The 20,819-nt window shown below is 57.0% G+C and carries 16 protein-coding genes and 1 tRNA gene; 8 read left to right on the forward strand and 9 right to left on the reverse strand.

Annotation, left to right across the window (positions count from 1 at the left end):
* The first annotated feature begins 5 nt into the window (after window positions 1-5).
* The 3 genes from BBSC_RS01090 (at window position 6) to BBSC_RS01100 (ending at window position 2,873) form a co-directional block, all read left to right on the forward strand.
* Complete coding sequence (locus tag BBSC_RS01090; RefSeq protein ID WP_033516756.1) at window positions 6-761, forward strand: type 1 glutamine amidotransferase; 756 nt, start codon at window positions 6-8, stop codon at window positions 759-761.
* A gap of 131 nt (window positions 762-892) precedes the next feature.
* A complete protein-coding gene (locus tag BBSC_RS01095; protein ID WP_033516754.1) occupies window positions 893-1,117 on the forward strand; it encodes a phasin family protein in 225 nt (74 codons plus the stop codon).
* A gap of 61 nt (window positions 1,118-1,178) precedes the next feature.
* Window positions 1,179-2,873 (forward strand): ABC1 kinase family protein, encoded by a 1,695-nt coding sequence (locus BBSC_RS01100; RefSeq protein WP_231649165.1) that lies wholly within the window; start codon window positions 1,179-1,181, stop codon window positions 2,871-2,873.
* Between the two features lie 101 nt (window positions 2,874-2,974).
* Here the strand turns inward: BBSC_RS01100 and BBSC_RS01105 are convergent, their stop codons facing one another.
* Window positions 2,975-3,400 (reverse strand): MerR family transcriptional regulator, encoded by a 426-nt coding sequence (locus tag BBSC_RS01105; RefSeq protein ID WP_033516752.1) that lies wholly within the window; start codon window positions 3,398-3,400, stop codon window positions 2,975-2,977.
* A 182-nt stretch (window positions 3,401-3,582) separates the two neighbouring features.
* Between BBSC_RS01105 and BBSC_RS01110 the strand changes: the two genes are divergently transcribed.
* The 4 genes from BBSC_RS01110 to BBSC_RS01125 all read left to right on the forward strand — a co-directional run bounded on the left by BBSC_RS01110 (window position 3,583) and on the right by BBSC_RS01125 (window position 9,112).
* Window positions 3,583-4,443 (forward strand): aldo/keto reductase, encoded by an 861-nt coding sequence (locus BBSC_RS01110; RefSeq protein WP_033516750.1) that lies wholly within the window; start codon window positions 3,583-3,585, stop codon window positions 4,441-4,443.
* A 150-nt stretch (window positions 4,444-4,593) separates the two neighbouring features.
* Window positions 4,594-6,243, forward strand: coding sequence for an RNA-binding domain-containing protein (locus BBSC_RS01115; protein WP_033516849.1), 1,650 nt, complete (start codon window positions 4,594-4,596; stop codon window positions 6,241-6,243).
* Window positions 6,244-6,763: 520 nt separating this feature from the next.
* Window positions 6,764-8,056, forward strand: coding sequence for a tyrosine-type recombinase/integrase (locus BBSC_RS01120; RefSeq protein WP_051923207.1), 1,293 nt, complete (start codon window positions 6,764-6,766; stop codon window positions 8,054-8,056).
* A gap of 318 nt (window positions 8,057-8,374) precedes the next feature.
* A complete protein-coding gene (locus BBSC_RS01125; protein WP_033516748.1) occupies window positions 8,375-9,112 on the forward strand; it encodes a hypothetical protein in 738 nt (245 codons plus the stop codon).
* A 2,349-nt stretch (window positions 9,113-11,461) separates the two neighbouring features.
* Here BBSC_RS01125 and BBSC_RS01130 read toward each other — a convergent pair.
* Together BBSC_RS01130 and BBSC_RS01135 are read right to left on the reverse strand one after the other, a co-directional pair.
* A complete protein-coding gene (locus BBSC_RS01130; protein ID WP_033516746.1) occupies window positions 11,462-13,693 on the reverse strand; it encodes a hypothetical protein in 2,232 nt (743 codons plus the stop codon).
* Between the two features lie 670 nt (window positions 13,694-14,363).
* Entirely contained in the window at window positions 14,364-14,696 is a 333-nt protein-coding gene (locus tag BBSC_RS01135; protein WP_144414383.1) for a hypothetical protein, read from the reverse strand.
* A 224-nt stretch (window positions 14,697-14,920) separates the two neighbouring features.
* Here BBSC_RS01135 and BBSC_RS13840 point away from each other — a divergent pair, with 224 nt between their 5' ends.
* A complete protein-coding gene (locus BBSC_RS13840) occupies window positions 14,921-15,070 on the forward strand; it encodes a hypothetical protein (protein ID WP_156102377.1) in 150 nt (49 codons plus the stop codon).
* A 256-nt stretch (window positions 15,071-15,326) separates the two neighbouring features.
* On the opposite strand, the gene BBSC_RS13845 is transcribed toward BBSC_RS13840, so the two are convergent.
* The 6 genes from BBSC_RS13845 to rlmH all read right to left on the reverse strand — a co-directional run bounded on the left by BBSC_RS13845 (window position 15,327) and on the right by rlmH (window position 20,751).
* On the reverse strand, window positions 15,327-15,464 hold the full coding sequence (locus BBSC_RS13845) for a hypothetical protein (protein WP_156102376.1): 138 nt from the start codon (window positions 15,462-15,464) through the stop codon (window positions 15,327-15,329).
* A 69-nt stretch (window positions 15,465-15,533) separates the two neighbouring features.
* Window positions 15,534-16,754 (reverse strand): hypothetical protein, encoded by a 1,221-nt coding sequence (locus BBSC_RS13090; RefSeq protein ID WP_081892958.1) that lies wholly within the window; start codon window positions 16,752-16,754, stop codon window positions 15,534-15,536.
* Window positions 16,751-17,464, reverse strand: coding sequence for a hypothetical protein (locus tag BBSC_RS01140; protein WP_033516743.1), 714 nt, complete (start codon window positions 17,462-17,464; stop codon window positions 16,751-16,753). The genes BBSC_RS13090 and BBSC_RS01140 overlap by 4 nt, the downstream gene beginning before the upstream one ends.
* A 386-nt stretch (window positions 17,465-17,850) precedes the next feature.
* Window positions 17,851-17,935 (reverse strand) — tRNA-Ser (locus tag BBSC_RS01145).
* A 395-nt stretch (window positions 17,936-18,330) separates the two neighbouring features.
* Window positions 18,331-18,747 carry a hypothetical protein gene (locus BBSC_RS01150; RefSeq protein ID WP_033516742.1) on the reverse strand — a complete coding sequence of 139 codons (417 nt, stop codon included), beginning with the start codon at window positions 18,745-18,747 and terminating at the stop codon, window positions 18,331-18,333.
* A 1,524-nt stretch (window positions 18,748-20,271) separates the two neighbouring features.
* Complete coding sequence (rlmH, locus tag BBSC_RS01160; protein ID WP_033516738.1) at window positions 20,272-20,751, reverse strand: 23S rRNA (pseudouridine(1915)-N(3))-methyltransferase RlmH; 480 nt, start codon at window positions 20,749-20,751, stop codon at window positions 20,272-20,274.
* Window positions 20,752-20,819 lie beyond the last annotated feature (68 nt).

Consider the following 20,819-nt stretch of genomic DNA (forward strand, 5'->3'; position numbering starts at 1 on the left):
CCGATATGAGCAACCTGATCGACATCATGTCCCTGTACCCGAAGGACATGAACATCTACGGCGATTCCGGCAACGTGCTGACCGTGACCCGCAGGCTGGCCCTCTACGGGTACAAGCCGCGCGTGACCGCCTACAATCAGGGCGATCCGTGGCCCGACCACGTCGACATGATCCTCGGCGGCGGCGGGCAGGACACCGGCCAGAAGAAGATCATCGACGACTTCTTCGCCCGCGCCGACACGCTGCGAGGCCTCGCCGCGGACGGCACGCCGATGCTCATGATCTGCGGCCTGTACCAGCTGTTCGGGGAGTACTTCGAAACGGTCGACGGCGCGCGGCTCGACGGCATCGGCGTGATCGGCGCGTACACGGTCGGCCGGGACGTGCGCATGATCGGCAATCTGGTCGAGCATTGCGACGGGTTCGGCGACGTGATCGGCTATGAAAACCATTCCGGGCAGACCTTCCTGCACGACGGCGTGCGCCCGTTCGGGCATGTCGACGCGGAAGGCTGCGGCAACAACGGTCAGGACCATACCGAAGGGGCTCGCGTGCGCAACGTGATCGGCACCTACATGCACGGCTCGCTGCTGCCCAAGAACCCCGCGGTGGCGGACTTCCTGATCCGCACGGCCGTCGAACGGCGCTACGGGGCCTTCGATCCCGAGCGGTACCAGACCCCCGAGCTGGCGGCGGAACTCGACCGGCTCAACCGGACCGCCGAGCGGGCCCGTGCCGTCGCCGCGTCCCGGCCGCGATAGGCTGGGGCCGATCGGCGGGGATTGGCGCGAATATCGCGGAAACGTCGGCATAATCACCCTTGCGGCCGAGTGTTTTTCTTCCGACCGTAGAGTAGGCTGGAAAGCGACCATCCAAGCAAAGGAGGCGTATCATGGCTGATTTCGATTTTGGTGACGGCCTGCGCAAGGTGTTTCTGGCGGGCGTCGGCGCTCTTGCCACGACCGTGGAGAAGAGCCAGGAGATCGTCGACGATCTCGTCAAGAAGGGTGAGCTGACCGTCGAGCAGGGCAAGGCGCTGAACACCGAGCTCAAGCGCAAGGCTGCCGAGGTCAAGGAACAGTCCAAGAAGGACGATTCCGAGAAGACCGAGGACTGAGCGCGGCCCGCTTGAACACGGATTCTCGAACGCTGATTAGGGACGGAAAGAAACCATCGTTGTGACCGATCGTACCGACGTGAACGCAGGAGCCGAACAATCGAGGGAAACCCTCGAATTGTTCGGCTCCCGTCGTGATACGTTCGCCGAACGCTATCACCTGACGCGCCGCGGCAAGATCAAGCGGCTGGCGCAGATCACCAGCATCGCCCGGCAATTCGACGTCGTGCACGGGCTGACCCCGGTCAAGATGCGCCTGATGCTGGAGGCGTTGGGTCCGACTTTCGTCAAGGTCGGTCAGATCCTGTCGATGCGCTCGGAGATCCTGCCGCAGTCCTTCTGCGACGAGCTGGCGAAGCTGCGCGCCGACGCCGATCCGATGCCGTACCAGACCGTGCTCGATACGCTCACGCATGAATACGGCCGCCCCGTCGAGGAGATTTTCCTGCACATCGACGCGGTGCCGCTGGGGTCCGCGTCACTGGCGCAGGTGCACCGGGCCAAACTGCTGACCGGCGAGGACGTGGCGGTGAAGGTGCAGCGCCCCGGCGTGCGCGAGATCATGGCGCAGGACGTGTCCATCATGCGCACTATCGCCAAGGCCGCGGCCAAAATGGTGCCCAGCGCGCAGGTGGTGGATCTGCGCGGCGTGGTCGAGGAGCTGTGGGACACCTTCGAATCTGAGACCGACTTCCTGGTCGAGGCGCGCAACCTCAGCGAATTCAAACGCTTCTGCGAGCCGTACCGGTACGTGGACTGCCCGAAGCCCTACATGGAGCTGTGCACCGAGCACGTGGTCGTCATGGACTACGTTGACGGCATCTCCGTATCCCACCCGGAGCAGCTGGTCGAGGCGGGCTACGACCTCAAGGAGATCGGCACCAAGCTCGTCGACAACTACGCCACGCAGGTGCTGGACGCCGGTTTCTTCCACGCCGACCCGCACCCAGGCAACATCATCATCGCCGGCGGGCAGATCGTGCTCATCGACCTGGGCATGACCGGCCGGCTCAACCTCACCACGCGATCGGTGCTCAAGCAGATGATCTTCGCGGTGGCCAAGCAGGATTCGCCGGCGCTCGCCGACGGTCTGCTGCGTTTCGCCGGAGCCGAGGCCGAGCCGGAGGACTATCCGGCGCTGCTGGCCGATCTGGATGTGATCGTCGCCGAATACGGCACCGTGGACCTGTCGGAACTCGACATCGCCGCGTTCGTGACGGCGTTGACGCAGCTTGCGCAGCGGCACGGCATCGAGGTGCCGAGCACGGTGACGACGGTGGCGCGCGCGCTGGTCACGCTTGAGGGGCTGCTCGACGAGTTCATTCCCGACGTCAATATGATCGAGATCATCTCGAAGCACATCGCCACCAGCAAGAGCGTCGATCAGGCCGCGAAGGACGAACTCAAGTCGCTTGGGGTCGAGGGTCATCAGGCGCTGCACGGCCTGCTGTCGGCGCTGACCGAGTCGAAGGTGGCCGCGCGCATGCTCACCCGCGGGCAGCTTCGTGTCAATATGGAGCTTGTCGGCTCGCAGGAGCCGATGAAGCTGCTGAGCGACATGCTGAACCGACTGACGATGGCGTTGATCGTCGTCGGACTGTTCGTCGGCTCGTCGATCGTGTATTTCGCCGGCATGAAGCCGATCATCTTCGGTATCCCCGTGGTCGGGTTCATGGGCTACGTGGTCGCGTTCATCCTATCCGCGTGGATCGTGTTCGACATCTACTTCAAGAGCCGCAAACCCAAAAAACGCTGAGCCTGGCGCGAGGCGCGGGCCCGCGGGTGCGGTGCATCCTACGAGACGGAGGCCTCGGAAGGGCTGTCGTTCGCCGTGCGCGTGCCGGGCGCCGCGGCCGGTCACGAGGTCGTCAGCAGGTTGCTGCGGTAGGGGGTGCGCCCGGCGAGCACGTCGTCGTAGAGACGCTGTTTGTTGTCGATGTAGGCGATGGACTCGTTGACCTCCTGCAGCTTGGCCAGCAGGGCGTCCCGCTTTTCGTCGAGCATCCGCTTGCGTTCGGGGATGGACGACTCGCCGATCACGCACAGCTCCACGTACCGCTTCATCTCCGCGATGCCCAGCCCGCAACGGCGCAGGCAACCGAGGCCCGTGATCCATGCGATGTCGTGTTCGGCGAAGACGCGGTGGTTGTGCTCGTCCCGTTGCATACCGGGGACGAGTCCCTCGTTGCAGTAGAACTTCAGCGCCTCGTAGTTCATACCGGTGCGTTCGCAGGCCTGTTTCATCGTGAACAGGTGATCGTGGTCGTTCGTTGCTGCTGGCATACCGGTCCTTCCGTTCTGTGCGGTCGGGTGTCCGCCCGATATCGCTTATCGTTGCACGACTGTATCGGTTGTTTCTACCGGTGGTATCTACCGGCATGTCGCAATTTGACCGGTAGCAGCTACCGGCAAATAGTTTGTGGAACTACGGATTACACAACATCGAACATACGAAAGGACTCATCATGGAATCCATCACCCTGCGCAACGGCGTCGAGATGCCGAAGATCGGCTACGGCGTCTTCCAGATCAGCAAGGACGACTGCGCCCGGTGCGTGCGGGAGGCCATCGAGACCGGATACCGCCACATCGACACCGCGCAGTCGTACTTCAACGAATCCGAAGTCGGCGACGGCATCGCTCAGTCCGGCATCGACCGTGCGGACCTGTTCGTCACCACCAAGATCTGGATCAGCAATTACGGCTACGAGAACACGCTCAAGTCGGTCGAAGTCTCGCTGCGCAAGCTCAAGACCGACTATCTCGATCTTGTGCTGCTGCACCAGCCGTTTTCCGATTACTACGGCGCATGGCACGCCTTGGAAAAGCTGCATCGGGAGGGTGTCGTGCGCGCGATCGGCGTGAGCAACTTCTCCCCGGACCGACTTGCCGACATAGCCGCGTTCAATGAGATCGCCCCCATGGTCGGTCAGGTCGAGACCAATCCGTTCAACCAGCAGATCGACGCACATGAGAACATGGTTCGGCGCGGCGTGGTCCAGGAGGCGTGGGCGCCGTTCGGCGAGGGCAAATCAGGCATGTTCTCCAATCCGACGCTGACGGCCATCGGCGAGCGGTATGGCAAATCGGCGGCACAGGTCATCCTGCGCTGGCTCATGCAGCGCGATATCGTGGCCCTGCCGAAATCCACGCACAAGGATCGCATGGAGCAGAACATCGACATCTTCGATTTCCGGCTGACCGATGACGATATGACGGCCATCACCGGCCTCGACACCGGCACCAGCCTATTCTTCGACCACAACACTCCCGAAGCCGTGGACATGATGGTGCGGCTTGTCAAGGAACGCGCCGGCCGGGAGTGACCTGCGTTCGGCTCGCATAGGCGGGGCCCATCACGGCGTTGCTGCACTGCTTTCATTGAATTTTCACTGAATACACTGAATTCAGTTATCAAACACTGAATTCAGTGTAAAATTCAGTGTATCGAGAAAATGCGACGGATTGGGGCCTATATGGCGCATGAATACGGCAAAGAGACGTTATCATTGGAATTCAAGAGCGACCTGAAGCGCTTGCCCGATGATGACCTGCTTGACGCAGTTGTGGCATTGGCGAACTCAGATGGCGGCACGGTGTATTTGGGTGTGGAGGATGATGGTACTCCGACCGGTCTCGATAAAGTGCATCAGGATGCAGTCGGTCTATCGGCGATGATCGCCAATCGTACGGTTCCACCGGTCTCTGCGCGTGCGCAGATAGTTGGGACTCCGGAAGTACCGGTGATGCAGATTGATGTGCCGAAATCGCGCAGTGTTGTCTCCACCAAATCGGGGAAGGTGCTGCGGCGCCGTATGAAGGTGGATGGTACTCCGGAGAGCGTGCCGATGTATCCGTATGAGATTGTCACACGCCTGTCCGATTTGGGGCGCTTGGACTTTTCAGCGCAGCCGGTGCCGGACGCAACCCGTGATGATTTCGATCCCCTTGAGCGCGAGCGTCTGCGCCGAATTATCGGTACCTATCAGTCCAGTGACCGCAATTTGTTGGAACTTACCGACGAGGAGCTGGAGCAGTCCCTGCAATTGACGATGACCGTCGACGGTAAGATCGTGCCGACGCTGACTGGTCTACTGCTGTTGGGTAAAGAGGAATCGCTGAAACGTTTCGTTCCTACCCATCGGGCATCCTTTCAAGTCATGTCCGGTACGGACATCAAGGTTAATCAAGATTGCAGTGGGCCGTTGCTGAAGTCCATCGAGCAGATCAATGATATGTTTTCCCCATGGAATCCGAGCGTCGAACTGTTCGTTGGGCTGTTCTCTACGATGGTGCCGGAGTTTGACCATAGGGCATTCCGTGAGGCGTTGGTGAACGCGTTCGGCCATCGCGACTACACCCTACTCGGACGTGTGCGTGTGCAATTGGACGATGCTGGACTGACTATCGCCAATCCTGGCGGTTTCGTGGAGGGTATCAATATTCATAACCTACTCACTGCCGAGCCACACGGGCGCAACCCCTGCTTGATGGATGCGCTCAAGCGCACCGGATTGGCCGAGCGTACGGGCCGTGGCATTGACCGCATCTACGAAGGTTCGTTGCATTACGGTCGACCGTTGCCTGATTATACGGCGTCGAACGAACGCAACGTGTCCGTATATCTGCAGCGTAGTGCGCCCGACGTTGAATTCGTGAGGATGCTTGCCGAGGAACAGGAGCGTACCGGCAAGACGATGCCGGTCAATGGTTTGCTGATTCTGAACATGCTCAAGAATGAGCGGCGTTGCACTTTCGAGACCCTGGACAAAGAACTCGATATGAGCGAGCAGCGTCTGCGTGCCATGCTCGGCCAGCTTACGGAATCCGGTCTGATCGAAGGTTCCGGCAATGGCTCCCGTCGCGCCTACACTTTGGGGTCCAAGGTGTATAGGCGAAGTGGCAAGACCATTGAATATGTGCGTCAGACGGACATCGATCGTGTGCGCTGGCCGGAGCTCATCATGAAGTTGGTTGCAGAGCAGGGAGGCGCCACGCGGGCAGACGTCATAGAATTGCTGCATATCGATGCTAACCAAGCGTACTACCAGTTGTCCAAGCTTGTTAAGGCGGGGAGGCTGAGAAGCGTTGGTCGTGGCAAGGGGGCACGCTATACGATCCTATAGTCGTGCGTCGAATGACGTTCATCGTTCTTTTGGGTGAATCCGGGGTCATCCGTTTAGGCCTGTTTAACGTGCGAGTCGAGGCCGTAAACGACAGGATTATGCGCGATCAAGATAGGCTGTGGGCACAGGGACTGACCGGCCATGCTGATGAATCTATGGCCTATAGGCCCGGAGTGGGGGAGCGATGGCACCGGAGTGCAGGAAACCGGAACACTAAAGGAACCAGAGGGGAAAACGAAGGGAAACAAAAAGGCCGGAAGCCCTAGAAAAACAAGGCCTCCGGCGAGGGCGGAGGATACGAGATTCGAACTAGCAAGAGGGCGAAACCACGCGAATGCTGACACGCCGGGCTTGACGGCTGGATTTAAGCCTTTCTTGGGGAGTCGTGAAAAAGTCAGTAAGGGACATTTCCGACGGTTTGGGTCAGACTAATAACAAAATAATAACAACGAGAGTATGCTTGGCTTACCCGAACCTCGCAGGCAAAGTGGTGCGGCGGGTTCCGGTTAAGGAAGTCAACATGGCCAAGACGAAAGGTGCCAGCGGTTTCGGCTGGCTGAGGAAAGCACAGGTCAAAGATCGAATAAACGGCGGCAAGCGGTGGGTATACTACGCCTCATATCTCAACCCCTTTGATAAAGAGGAGCGGATAAAGGCACCGCATGCGTTCGACTACAAGATGGACGCCCGGCAGTGGCTGGACGCTGAGCACAAGCTCATCAGCTCGGGGCAGTGGACTCATCCCAACGTGAGGGCGAAGGCCGCCCTTGAGGAGAGGGAGGTGGAGCGCTCCCGCAAGATGACGTTTGGCGATTACGCGGAGCGATGGTTCGAGCGGAACGTCAATCGGTGGAAGCCTAGGACGGAGCAGACCTACAGGCAGCTGCTCGACACTTACATATTGCCGACGTTCTGCGAGACACCTTTGAATGAGGTTAGCGTGGATGATGTGGGCGAGTGGTACGACGACATGGGGAATACCCCGAGTGCCCGAGGCAACGCCTACGGTCTGCTCAAGCAGATACTTGATGTGGCCTGTACTCCACCGAATCCGGTTCTTACCTATAACCCTTGCCAGATTAAAGGTGGGGCGAAGCATGCCGGTGGGGAGCGTCCGGTGGCGACGCCGGAACAGGTGGCAAAGCTGGCGGACGCTATGCCCGGCAAATACCGGCTTGCCGTCCTGCTGGCGGCTTGGCTGTCACTGAGATCGGGAGAGGTCAGGGCGTTGCGGAAGAGCGACTTCGGCCTGAAGAAGCGGACTGTGCATATCCAACACAACGTGACATACACCAAACAGCATGGTTTCGTGGAATCCACGCCCAAGACCGCCGCCGGCAACCGTGTGGTAGCCATCCCATCGGCGTTAATACCCGAAATCCAAGAACATATGAAGAGGCATGTCGGCAAGGACAAGGACGCACTGCTGTTCTGCACCAGCACTGGGAATTATCTCCACCAGAGTGAGATTGAAAAGCCATTCATTGAGGCTAGGAAACAGGCCGGTTGCCCGGAGTTGCGGTTCCATGACCTTAGGCATACGGGCAACACGTTCGCCATCCAGACCGGTGTCGCCACGGTTGCCGATTTGCAGAAGCGTGGTGGCTGGACTACGCCGACCATGGCCTTGCATTACGCTCATTCGACGTTGGACAGGCAGCAGCAGATCGCGGATGCGCTCGACAAGGTCATGCGTGGCGAGAACCCGAAGCAGGATGGCGAAGACCTTACTTCCATGGTGAAGCAACTGTTGGAAGAGAACAGGCGGCTGTCCGAACAACTGGCTGAGCTTGGCGCTGAGAAGAAGGAGTGACGGAATACCCTCTTCGTGCCTGACGTGACCCCACTGGGATTATCCCGGTGGGGTCTTTTCTATTGGTTGCCGTTTCGGAGCGTGTGGGGTCATAAATCTGATTTATGCGGTCATAAAAGGGATTTATGGCCACGGGTTTTCGAAAGTATGCGGGCGGTTTGAAATGTGTGCGCGGTGTGAAGATTCTTGTGCGCGGGTCTGTTTCAGAGTGCGGGAGCACGGTTTCTATGCGGACAACTCGTTGCGGGTGGGTTAGCCCCTGAGCCCGCAACGAGTCACACAGGGTGGCCGTGAGCAGCTCAGGAATGAGTTCCGACCATGCTGTTGGATTGCTTTAAGGATAGGAAGAATTACAGAACCTCATACCGTAAATTGGCTAGGTACATCGGCCTGAACATGGAGACCGTTCGTCGTCTCTTCCAAGACGAGCAGAAACTGCGAGCGATGATCATTGATAATTTCCACGATACCGAGCGTGAACGCTTCATGGAAGAAAATCCTGAAACGATCAAAAAGCTCGATGATTATAGTCAGATTGACGAAATGGTTGATGAAGCCATCAACGCCTTTCTGGATTCGTGCCTGCCGCATCCGAGACCGCGCACTATAGTGGACGCGCGGCTGTTTTTCTGGGCATACCTTCCTTGCGTCATAGAAGACATCTATGACTTCAACATGTCCGCGGAAATCGGTCATGCCATTGATGGATACCCGATATGGGCGAAGGCGGCTGACCTTGCCCGGTTCTACAAGGTCTCAGCGAAAACCCTCTACCGCTATCACAGGCACCCCTATTCGACTAATGTCGGGTTCACCTCAGTGAAGCTGGGTGGCTCCCGACTTTACCTTATCGATGAGGTGGAGCTGGTCTACCCAGAGCGGCCGGACTCCAAGCGGAGAGCGGATAAATACCCCGGCAGGCTAGACGTGCTCAAGGAAAAGAAGTGGAAATCCCGCCGACCGGCGAAGCCCGGTTCCAAGAGAGCAAGGGAAGAGGAAAGCTCTTTCCGTTTAGCGCTTGCGATTTTTGGAAAAGACAAAACTGAAAACTGGTAGGCGTTCTTCGGGAGGCGTGGAAGCGCCTCCTTTTTTATGCCTGAAATCGGCACTGGCGACCCTTCTGGTCGTTTTTGTCCCCTTCCTATGTCCCGAATAGGATTTCTGTGTCCATGTGCTCGCCCAAATAAACTTCCCAAATAGACTTTTCCCAAATAAACTTCCCTGATTGACTTCCCCAACTGTCGTAAATACCCCTTCGGAGGGGTTTCAACCGCACATAAAAAGCATCAGAAACGCGCAAAAAAGCATCAGGAATGCATGAGAAAAGCATCACGAACGCACACAAAGCGACTCCGTTGAGAAAGCGGTTATTTTAGGAGCGGTGTGGGCGACGCGAGGTCTTCATCGGAACGGGCTGTGAATCGTGGAAGGATTCGTGGAACGGGTCATCGGGTTCACCGTTTCCTCCCGCTGATGAGGCAGGAATAAGGGGGCATTCGCGGGAGACGGTGAGGGGGGGGTTGGTTCAGGCGTTTCGACCGGGTATGACGGGGGATTGCGGTTGGATTGGGGGGTCGGGTTCCGTGTTCGGGTTTTCGACCGGTTTATGGGAATCACGGTTTTTCGGCGGTGGGGAAAGCGGGAAACCGGTCGGGAATCGTTTTTGTCGTGAGAAAAAACCGGTGAACCGGTGAGGAAAAATCGGTGAGCGGACTGCGGTTGGCCGGTGGGTTTCCGGTTGGCGTCTCGTCTTGCGGACGCGGCGGACAAGGGCGGGCGGAATACCCGAGAACCTACCCAACCAAAACACCCAAAGCAGTTCGGAGCGAAACGCACGCCCTAGGCGGCACAAGGCATAAAAGGCCGCGCAGGAGGGCGAGGACAGAAAATAAGGGTAAGCGGCCTACCCAAGAAAAGCGCCATAGCCTACCCAAAATCTTGAGGGGAAACCGGCGCGAAACGGCATGCGGAACGCCGGAAAAGCGTGATCGACAGGCCGGATGAAGCGTCGTCCACTTGAGGCGGTGGAATACTTCGGAACCAGTTTCAAGACGGTGGGAAAACGGAGGCGTGCTGAAGGTCGGCGGTGGAAACCCGTGGCGGGGAATACCCTTGGTGGGTTTGGCGTGGGGAAGCCGGTCGAGGATGGCGGTGCCGTTGGTGGGGACGGGAGAGTCCTCATCGGCAGGTGACGGACGGCTTGCTGGGTGGCCTGCCCGCGGTGGAAGCGGCGGGTGAATACTTCCGATGTAAAAAGTGATTGTTCGGAACCAGTTAATGATTCTTCCTATGTAAAGTTGAATACTTCCGAACTAAAATTCTCGGCATCGGCATCGGACGGGCGGTGGGGGAATACCCGCTGTCTGGTGGGGTCGGGCACGGAATCGAATCATGTCGGACGGCAGGTTGATCGGCGGGAACATATACGACTGGAACGAATCGTTTCCGGTGGAATTATGGGAGTTTAGGTGGGAACAGCCTTGGGCTGGGTGAGGGAAACCGGTGGATACTTCCGATGTAAAAAGTGATTGTTCGGAACCAGTTAATGATTCTTCCTATGTAAAGTTGAATACTTCCGAACTAATTATTGGAGGCTCAATACAGGCCGCAGGCAGGGTTCGGGCGTCATGACGGGTCGGGGTGAATACCCAGCCTGCTGGATGGGATCGTATACAAGTCGCACGCTTCGAGGCTCGGCAATGGACTGGGCGGAAACAGGCTAACTGCACTTGTGCAATCGTCTTGCGTTGGGGCTTGTGGGTGGGGAGCGCCAATACTTCCGATCTAAAAACAATACTTCCGATCCAGTCAGAACGCCATGAATACCCTAGGAGCCTCAGGCAGTGGAGGAAGAGGCCACGGCATCCGGTGGCGGGGTCATGGCTTGGACGGTACGGGGGAACGTCCCTTCACTGGGAAAGCCGTCCTCATGGGCTGGTGACAGTGGCTTTCGGCTGGAAGTGTGGGTGCTTGTTGCATGGCCTGTGGACGGGATGCGCCAATACTTCCGAACCAATGCGAACAGGCTGGCAGAGGGAGGGCCGAATACCCCGCTGGGTATGAGAAACCCCGCCAGCTATGCGGGACTGGCGGGGCAGTGTAATCAATTAATCAATACTAGGAGATGAAAGCTGTTGCGGGCGATTCAAGACCACAACGGCTTCCACCCACCAACAACCTTGTTGATGACGGGGACTGGCGGAACGGACGCCATCAGGGGAATAGAAAAGACCGCATCCCTCTCCCCGTGAGGGGAGTGGTGTCAGGGATGCGGTCTGTAGCAACTACCAGGTTAGGAGAACCCCGATTGCAGAGGGAGTAAGGAAGCCCCTCCGACAATAAAGAAGAGGCTTCCCGACCAGCGCTGCGCGGGCAGACGTTCTGCGCCGCAGGGGTTCCACTAGGCTAGCCCTTCATGCCCAGTCTGCGGGCGATGATCGAGCCGATACCGCAGACAGCCGCCCAGATAGCCGCCAGCACCATATCGAACGTGTTGACGCCGGTGACGGGCAGATTGCCGATACGCTGCTTGACGGTGACGGTCTCCTCGGGAATACCCACATCGTGGGTGGCCAGAACGTTGTTGTCCTTGTCTTTGAGGGTGGCTTGCCAGTACACGTTCCCCGCTGTCGTGGTGGAGGTGCTGTTGCTGTTTACCTGAATACCCTTGGACTGGGAGGCGGCAGTTATTTGTTCTGCGGTGAGAGGAATCTTCTGCGGGAAACCGGACAGGGGCTTGGCCGTGGACTTATCGAACTTGCCGGACTGGGGCTGGTATGCGACAAACTCTAGGTAGCTGCCCTCCGGGATGGTGCCTGTGAGCGTAGCCGTGTCATGGAATACCCCGCCTTGGTAGACCGTGGAGGAAGATACCTTCGTGGTGAGGGTCGGCGGAATCTCCTTGACTTCCACTGTCTCGGCCTTGTCGTTGGGGGAAGTCCAGAGAATCTTCTTGTTGTCGGAGTTCACCCACCTAATCCTCGGCGTGCCGATGTAGTCGTAGTCCATGAGCGCCACGAACACGTAATACCCGGCCTTGGATGCCTTGACGGTGGGATGTTCCCCGTTGACGGTGGCTATGCCATCCTTGCCGTAGACCTGAAAATCAAGGGAGCCGTCGAAGTTCTTCTTGTCCTTGATTAACGGGAGCAGGTCATACTCGTTGGATGCCACCTTCTTGTGGTGGTCGTCCTCCTGCATGACGGGGATGACGCCGTTCTCGATCACGACGCCGTTATACTTCTCATCGAATGGCTGATCGTACCACCACACGCTCACCTTGAACTTGGTGGCGTCGGCAAGCATGTCTGGGTTGCTTGGAATACCCTTGAACTGCCCGAAGTCGGTGGGCAGGCCCTTGATGTGGAGCGTGTCATGGATTTCGGAGCCAATGGTGACCGTGGGCTTGGAGGCGTTGCTTGTGATGGTGACCGGGGTCTGCTCCTTGGGTAATTCGCTGGTTTGCTCGGGCAACCCGAACGGCTCGGCGAAATCCCTTCTCAAAATCACCATGTGGTACGTCTTGCCGTCAACCTGATATGTGGGCTGGTCAGCCTGCGTTACCGTCCACACCCAGTTCACGTATGTTCCATCGGCGGGCGACTGAATACCCGAGCTGACTGTATAGGACTTGCCGAATCCGGCGGTGAACAGGCTCACCGTGGCGATGGGTTCTCCTGCCACCTTCTTCAGACGGTTGATGTAATCGGCCACGGGCTCCTTGGCGTCAGGGGAAATCTGCTCCTTGAACGTGTCCTTAGTGCCCTTGAACAGGTAGCCCGTTACTTTTATTGGCTGAGGGGTCTCGACGTAGGTGGTTTGCTGCTGCGTGCCGATACCCGGGTTGTCCGCGTCCGGCACGCACTTGCTTCCGTTGGAGTAGGTCGCGTTCACGGACTGAAGGTCGTCGTCCGAATACCCGTAGCTTTTCCAGTCGTCCTGCTCCAACTTGATGGGGTTCCAGTCAATGCTGCCGGAGTTCTCGGGCTTGAACGTCGTGATGGTGTCGGTGATCTCCTCGCCTTTCTTGAAGGACTTAGGGGCTGTGGACTTAATACCCACCTCGTAGGGCACTACGGCTGCGCCTCCTGGATGGCAGCATGGGTCGCTTATTCGCTGGGAGGCCATTTTGGACATTATGAGCGAATCCGAACCGTCGGCCTTGCGCTCGTGGAGTTCGGCCTTGAAGAATACCCTGCCTTGCTTCATGTCTGCGGACAGATAGTATGTGGGTGTCTCCAATACCGGATGGCTCGTTGGGTCGTTCCCCCAGCTTTCCATCTGCTCCTTCGTGGGCTCCAGCCTTACCGGTGTGGTATCCGGTTCCTGCCATGAGTATGAGTGCGACAATGGCTGGGCTGTGTCAGGGTTGAAATCGTCCTCAATACCCTTGGTGGTGGAGGTGGTGGAAGCAGTATTGGGCTGCCAGTAGGCCGTAATCATGAAATACATGGTGTTTGACCAGCCGCTTAGCGTGATGTCCGCTTGGACTGACGGGCTTTCACAGATGAAGTCGGGCTTGATGTTCAGATCGTAATCGTAGCCCATGCCACCGGCGTTGGCTGTCGGGGTGAATACCCCGAGGGTGGCGAAAGCCAGTATGAGGGTCAATGCCGCTCGTATTCTCTTTATGAGCATTAGTTCTCCTAAATAAATCAAGGTGAATACCCCGGATGGGGCTGATGGGAAACACAGGAGTCAAGGACGCAGGCTGGAAAGATGGGAGAAAACTCGATTAGGCATTAGGGGATATTGGACGGGTTGCAGAAAACTTGTCGGGGTTAATCAAGGGGGCGTTGACGTCGATTAAAAGGGGTGAAGTGGGGGTGTGGTTGAATACCCTGAGGGGTTACAGGGTGTGGAGACGTGGGCAATAAAAAACCCGCCGGTGGGCGGGTTCTTAACTTGGTGGTTGTTCGTTGTGACACACAGCCGTGGGATTGAATACCCACGGAGGGTGAAGGCGGAAATTTGATTACGGAAATTGACAGAGTCCCATGGACACGTATCAAACCGTACTTGAAAAATCATTTATTATCACATAGCTTCGTTATTAACTTTGAGATGAAAAAAACCTAAAAATGACAAAAGTAGAAAATTTATTATTATGGCGCGAAGCGGATGGGCGCAGGAGCGGCACCGATGAGGGCGTTTGTGGAAGCCGTGCGTCTTATAGGCAAATCCAAAAAATTTACATACTCGTAACAATTGGAAACGGCTGAAACAAGATACAGGTTTCCCTTCCGGTAATACCCACGTTCGGTTCCATATAGAGGAGTCGTATGAAAGGGAATCCGTGGGTCATCCGTCAGTAGAACGGGTAGCTCACCAGCCCATACGTCTCCGGCTTGTCCTCGTCCGGCTGGGGTTCCCTCACCTTGTCCGACTCCTCGAGGAAGCGGGGGTAGCGAGTCACTATGCCACCCAGTTCCGGTACGTAGAACAGCACGGATGGGGTGGGCTGCATGGCGGTGAAGATGAAGAGCTCGGCGTCGTAGGAGTCGGATGACAGCCAGTAGTCCGGGCTCTTCCCGTGGATGATGTCGGTGATGTATGCGGGAACGTCCTCGTTCCCTTTGAGGGCGGAGAGGATGTACCCTTGGGCGTACCTGTACTTCACGTCGCTGTCCCATGTCCTCATCGCCAGTTGCTTCTTGGTGAGCTGTGTCATTTCGTGTCCTCCTGAATACCCTGAGGCTTAAGAAAGCTGCAATCATCGTTGATCGAGGCGTTATCCCCGCCGAAATAGTATCCGTACCATACGGTGATGCGACCCACTGCGGCGTCATACAGCGCATCCGTCGGGTCGGGCACCGCCCTCCCTCGAATGAAAGCCCTTCCATGCCTCCTGCGGGGTGCTGGCTTATGTCCATCATCTTCGGAGGATTCTCGGCTTGGCTGGTCTACCAGTTCGCGGAGACTCATGGCTCGGTTCCTGCTGGCCTGATTCAACATGACCTGTCCTCCTTACCGGTGGTGATATGGAAGAAGAAACAAGTCATCGAAACAACATGAGAAACTACGGCTTTCGTGAGGGGAATCATCCCTGACATGCCGTCGTATGAGCTTGTGGTTGAAGGAGAAAGCCGCTGCAATCCACGCCCTGACAGGCATGTATCCGGCAGGTTGTCGGTGAGGGGAAACGGCCGAATCGCGGTGGGTTGGAATACCCGTGGAGGGTGTTCCTGCTGCAACCATTCATGGCGCTGGAATAAAAAAGCAATCTCCCTTGAATCAAGGGAGATTGCTTGTGAAGAATACCCTAGGTGGGTCAGTCCTCGTCGTCCTCGTCATCGTCATCGGAAGCGCCGAACGGCACCGGGCAGGCGAATCCGAACGGAGGCCTCGGCTGCTCGACGCTGTGCGACAGGTTCTTCCTGATGCGCTTGATTGTGGCGCTGTACAGCATAGCGGTCTCCGGGAGAGACGCATTACTTGCCAGTAGACAAAAGAAGGGATTTAAAGAAAGCGCACTTCACTATTTAGTTGCCGTCACTGCATATTCGTAAAGCTGCTTGTTGCTGTTGCGTTTACGTATAGCTGTGGCCTTAACATCATGGTACCCGAGTGCTTTCATCATCTCCGCATACCATGTATGCGCTGGCACCTCAATACCGGAGAATGTAGAATTGCCTACGATATAGCACAATTTTCCACCCTCTTTAACTGCTGGCGTAATAGCCTTGAAATGTGACCACATATCGTCAAAATACTTATATACATACGGAGATAGGATTTCTCCACTCTTTCCCTGAAGTATCTTTTCGCACACATCACTGAGTGTGGCATCAATAGGCGATTCATGCGGAGAGACACGAGCACGTAGTTTGGTGCCAACCGAGCCCCATGTGCCGCCTATGGTTCTCCAATCCATCTCTCCGGCCTGTTCCCCAGAGGTAAGATAGCGCATCCAATACATGTAAGGACGAAGCTCGCGGATATACGACATGCGGTTTGCATACGGCGGTGACGTGATTACTAGATCAGCCGGCTCATATCCAGTAAATGGTAGCGTAGAATCACCATGCTCCACGGAGGCTTCCCCTACAGGGATATCGTTCATTGCCTTCGCTACGACATCCTTCACTTCAGTTGCATAGCTTCTGACGTTATGGAGAAAATCCTCTCGTGAATACCCAAAGAGGGTTTCTTGGTCTTTAAAAGACATGCTCTGGTGATTGAAGGCAGCTGCGCTAAGTCCTATAAGCAGACGGCAGAAAGCTACATCCAGAAGGGTTCTCACCTTGCCGCTTCGCTTATCTATCTCATGTCGAAGCGCGGCCAGAGCCTCCAATGAAGCCTGATCCCACCACCTAGTGATGTTGTGCATGGGAGGAACCCATAGGTCGTCCAGCCCCTCAAATTTAGAAGCCTCGGATATGACCGAATGTGCTGCTTCTATAGTGGCTTCGTCTTCTTCCTTGCTATAGGAATCCAGTTTGGCATTGCCCAACCATACGAGGAACGGGTTAATCTCCCGTGCATTGCAGGACAACCCCAGTTCGGATGCAGCTAACGGAGTTGTGCCACTACCTGAGAAAGGCTCTATAACCTTGCTGCCTTCGGGCAACTTGGAAAGTTCCCCATAAACAAGGTTAATGCCATACGCGGGGGTAAGGCGGAGCCATCCGTGACGGCCCGCCTTAATGTTCGCCTTGTATGTGTAATCAGATCGCTGTCGTAAGGCAGTTTGCTTCACTGGGTCTCCAGAATAGATGTGAGAATGGCGTGGGTCTGATCACGGAACACCTGCGAGTTCCTCTCGAAGAACCCCGCTAGGTCGTAGCCGACCACCTGTCTGAAGAAAGCATAGGTACTGGTTAGGGGGTTATCATCTTGTAGATTACCCGTCATTACGCAGATATTCGACCGTTCATAGCGGTTACGTATAGCGTTGGGTATCTGCATACTCATCACCATGACGAACATCTGATAGGCCGAATTAAGAGCATGAGAGCCATTAACTATATCACCCTTGGCACGCTTACTGTCTTGGCTCTTGTAGCCTTGGCGAATCTCGAATACCGCCCCTTGCAGATCAAACTGGGTACCCTGTGCCTCTTTCACGGAGTTCAGCCAATCGGCCAAGACCTCTCCTTTTTCAGTAGGTCCAACCATGCCTAGGTCAAGACGGCCATCCAGTGTCCTATGCGTCTGAGTACCGTTGTCCTCAGTAATGACATAACCCCAGTTCGCTTCTTCTTCCGTAAGGCAGTACTCGTCTATAAAGATTTGCCGCACTAGACGCTCCATGCCGTCACCAAGGTGCCTATAGATAGAAGTCTGGCCGCCGCCTGCCTTCGCAGCGAGGTACATTAACTCATTATCGAGTCCCATCCAGTGATACAAAGGGTCAGTCGAGTACAAGTCGATGAAGTCAGGAAGCGAGACGGCACTACCCGTCCCCATCTTAGGCTGATACTCCATCGCAGTACGAAGAGGGGCAAGCACTATCTCTCTATACTGTGCATCTCTAACGCCCCAAGACCTTAGTGCTTCCACTCCTTTGACCGTGTCGGCCTCGGTAAGGTGTGTTCTAAGTCCACCTGCGCACATATCCCATGCCCTTTCGTTGGCTCATTCGATAACCCCAAGTGTACGTGCCACACATCACCGACTATTTGCTGAGCGCCGAAAACCCCTCTCCCGACTGGAGAACGAGGCACCGCGACACGCCCGAGAATACCCAGAGCGGGGGCGAAGTACGGAACGACGACAAAATAATAACAACAAACGGAAAAACGGAGAGAACAAAAAAGCCGGAAGCCCTAGAAAAATAAGGCCTCCGGCGAGGGCGGAGGATACGAGATTCGAACTCGTGAGGCTGTTACACCAACACGCTTTCCAAGCGTGCGCCATAGACCACTAGGCGAATCCTCCATGGTGCCTGTTGATGCGTAAAGCATCAGCACACAATTTGTAGAGAATAGCACATCAATGGGATAAACAAAATTCGCCCGCGTGGCGTGTCGCGTACCGCCGTTTCACGGAGAGTTTCACGGTGTTTTTCGACTGGTGGCGAAAGGAACGGTTGCATATGCGCGCGAGAAGGGGTGGATGGTCTGTTTCGGCCGAGCGGGGCCGTCAATGACTGGAAGAATGGGTCCACGCCGAACGCCGTTGTTCAACGCGGACTCGCTTGTGGTTGCCTGTCGCCCGAAGGCGGGGCGGGTGGGGGTCGTCTGACTCTGATCGAGGTTCGTGCGGTTCGGCGTGTTTCGGCGCGGTTCGGCGCGAACCGATGCGGGGCGCCGTTCGTCGCCGAACGGTGCCGATCAGTAGTTGTTCGATCCCGGTCCCTCGAAGTGGACGTTGAACCCGCGCTCGTAGTGCAGGTACATGTTGGCGCCGTAGCGGTCCACGTCGCGGTGCGTGAACAGCATGCGGATCGCAAAGGCGGTCTGCACGTCGATCGGCAGGTTCTTGAACGCCTTGTGCGCATCCCAGCTCGGTGGGGCGATGGCCTGATCGGGCACATAGGCGTACCCGTATCCCTCCTCGTTCACGTAACCCATGAACGGCAAGTCCCAAGCGTTGTGGTAGGTCAGCTGGCTTTTGAAATCCTCGACGGCGGCAAGCGCCTCGTCGCTGATGCCGAATTCCTTGGCCACCTTGTTCGCGGCTGCGGTTTTCGCGTCGGCGTCCTGTCCGAACATCGCGGTGTTGACGGTGATGGTCTTTGCTTCTGCCATAAGAGTGTCCTTACGTCGGTTCCCGGTCCGCGCTGCCGCAGACATGGTTGAAATGAACATTTGCATGTTATTTCTAACAGGTAAATGAATCATATATTGTGGGAGTTATTGGTGGTGCTTATTGCGCCACGACTAAAGCTAGCATGGATTGTATGTGCGAAAAACACTGAGAATGTTCGGTTTGTGGCAAGCGGTAGAGTGCTTGGGTGTTCGGAAAGCGTTGTGAAATATGCATGCGATGACCATGTTTGCATATGACAAAAACGAACATAAAGCATGTTCGTTTTTATGTATTGTCGGCGTGTCGTGTGGCAAGTCGGCGGACATATTCGATCCTCATGCCGATGCACAGCATGCACAGCATGTGGCGATGTGTGGCATTAGCGGTCCGCGAGCATGCCAATTTTGAGGGAAGAGTGGAGCTCCGGTGGTGAAGTTGCGCATAAAAGGACATAATTTGCCTGCTTGACGTATCGACGCATTACGCTCAATACCAGTTGTGTGACGTATACGTGCGGACCGGGAGACGGCATGTCAGAGTTAGACGGGTGTGCGGGGCATGGCGGTGTCGTCGCGGATGAATCGATGCCGACCCGGTTGATTCCCCGTCCCGAGATGGATCCTCCTGTGGATGGTGCCATCAGCGGTGCGGACAGCACGCATACCGAAGCATTCGCCCGCGCGCGGGCCCGGACTCGCGGTTGCGATGGTTTGGCCGCGGGCCGTCATGGATCCGGCGGAACCGGCGAAGCGGCAAGTCCCGGCGGCCTCGAAAACGCCGGCGGCGAGGCGGACCATGACGGGTACCTCCCCGATCCTGGTGCTTGGCGCGACAGCGATTACACCGTTATGACGGCTCCGACGCCTCGTCCGCTGCCGGTGCCCGATGGCGAATACGCCGATCCTGATGGGGCAGGGGCCGGTGTCTCCTCCCCGGAGCATGACACGCATCCTGATGATTCCAAGCCTCTGCCGCCCAGTTTCTTCCCCGCCAGCACGGGGCGCATGCGTCCTGTCGTTACCGCGGCCGTCAGAGTATGCGGCAGCACCTATGCCTCCGTTCCCGCTTCGGGAACAAGGACCGTCGTCGTGCCGCCAGAAGCGAATGGAAATGACCCGGGTGCCGGCGTTGCGGCGCCGATCCCCGCCGAAGGGGATGATTCCATGCCGCAGCGGGGCCGAACGCCGCGGATGCGGTACTCCTCGCAATATCACGCATTGCACGGGTGAATGTGCGGGCGGAAATCGATGAACAGCGGGCGGAACCGGTTCGAATTTCGCCTTCTGGTATGGAAACCTCGAGTTGTCGGTGCGCGGGCTGCGAGAGAAGCGTATTTGGAACGATAAAAAGCGAGGAAAAACGGAGTTGTCGGTCCATTGCTCCGACCCCGCGCACCGACAACTCGAGGGTAAACGTCATCGAGGCGCTAGTGGCCTGTTTTGTACATGGCTGATCGGTCGATCTTCTCGCTGTCCGGATGGTCCGGCGGCGCTCGAAACCCGATGCTCCGAATGGCCCGCTGCCTACTTGTGGTACGGCTCGTGCGCGTTGATCTTGTATGCGCGATAGATCTGCTCGAGCAGGATCACCCGCATCAACTGGTGGGGAAAAGTCATCTTCGAAAAGCTCAGCCGATAATCCGCACGGCGCAGAATCGCGTCATCCAGTCCGATCGACCCACCGATCACCAGCTGGATATGGCTCACGCCGCGCAATCCCAGCTGGTTGATCTTGTCGGCCAGCCCCTCCGAGGTGAGCATCGTGCCGTCGATCGCCAGCGCGATCACAAACGCCCCGTCGCGCAGATGCTTGGCGATGCGTTCGCCCTCTTTGCCGCGGATCTGCCGTTCGACGGCCTCGCTGGCATGGTCGGGCGTCTTCTCGTCGGCGACCTCGATGATGTCGAGCTTGCAGTAGCGGCTCAGTCTCTTGCTGTATTCGTCGATGGCGTCGCGCAGGTACCGTTCCTTGACCTTGCCGACGGCGACGATGTCGATTTGCATAATGCCTTTCGTGGTCGATCCGTATCGCGTGCGTGGATCCGCTCCGTGTGCGCCGATCCGCGCCGCAT

Origin of the sequence: Bifidobacterium scardovii JCM 12489 = DSM 13734, from assembly GCF_001042635.1 — a bacterium.
Classification (GTDB): Bacteria; Actinomycetota; Actinomycetes; order Actinomycetales; family Bifidobacteriaceae; genus Bifidobacterium; species Bifidobacterium scardovii.

Excerpts from the sequence above, each read along its gene's own strand:
- BBSC_RS01095 (WP_033516754.1), top strand. The coding sequence starts at position 893 with ATGGCTGATTTCGATTTTGGTGACGGCCTGCGCAAGGTGTTTCTGGCG.
- BBSC_RS01130 (WP_033516746.1), bottom strand. The coding sequence starts at position 13,693 with ATGCTCATAAAGAGAATACGAGCGGCATTGACCCTCATACTGGCTTTC.
- BBSC_RS01090 (WP_033516756.1), top strand. The coding sequence starts at position 6 with ATGAGCAACCTGATCGACATCATGTCCCTGTACCCGAAGGACATGAAC.
- BBSC_RS13845 (WP_156102376.1), bottom strand. The coding sequence starts at position 15,464 with ATGCTGTACAGCGCCACAATCAAGCGCATCAGGAAGAACCTGTCGCAC.
- BBSC_RS01110 (WP_033516750.1), top strand. The coding sequence starts at position 3,583 with ATGGAATCCATCACCCTGCGCAACGGCGTCGAGATGCCGAAGATCGGC.
- BBSC_RS01105 (WP_033516752.1), bottom strand. The coding sequence starts at position 3,400 with ATGCCAGCAGCAACGAACGACCACGATCACCTGTTCACGATGAAACAG.
- rlmH (WP_033516738.1), bottom strand. The coding sequence starts at position 20,751 with ATGCAAATCGACATCGTCGCCGTCGGCAAGGTCAAGGAACGGTACCTG.
- BBSC_RS01120 (WP_051923207.1), top strand. The coding sequence starts at position 6,764 with ATGGCCAAGACGAAAGGTGCCAGCGGTTTCGGCTGGCTGAGGAAAGCA.
- BBSC_RS01135 (WP_144414383.1), bottom strand. The coding sequence starts at position 14,696 with ATGAGGACATGGGACAGCGACGTGAAGTACAGGTACGCCCAAGGGTAC.
- BBSC_RS01125 (WP_033516748.1), top strand. The coding sequence starts at position 8,375 with ATGCTGTTGGATTGCTTTAAGGATAGGAAGAATTACAGAACCTCATAC.
- BBSC_RS13840 (WP_156102377.1), top strand. The coding sequence starts at position 14,921 with ATGTCCATCATCTTCGGAGGATTCTCGGCTTGGCTGGTCTACCAGTTC.
- BBSC_RS01115 (WP_033516849.1), top strand. The coding sequence starts at position 4,594 with ATGGCGCATGAATACGGCAAAGAGACGTTATCATTGGAATTCAAGAGC.
- BBSC_RS01150 (WP_033516742.1), bottom strand. The coding sequence starts at position 18,747 with ATGGCAGAAGCAAAGACCATCACCGTCAACACCGCGATGTTCGGACAG.
- BBSC_RS01140 (WP_033516743.1), bottom strand. The coding sequence starts at position 17,464 with ATGGGGACGGGTAGTGCCGTCTCGCTTCCTGACTTCATCGACTTGTAC.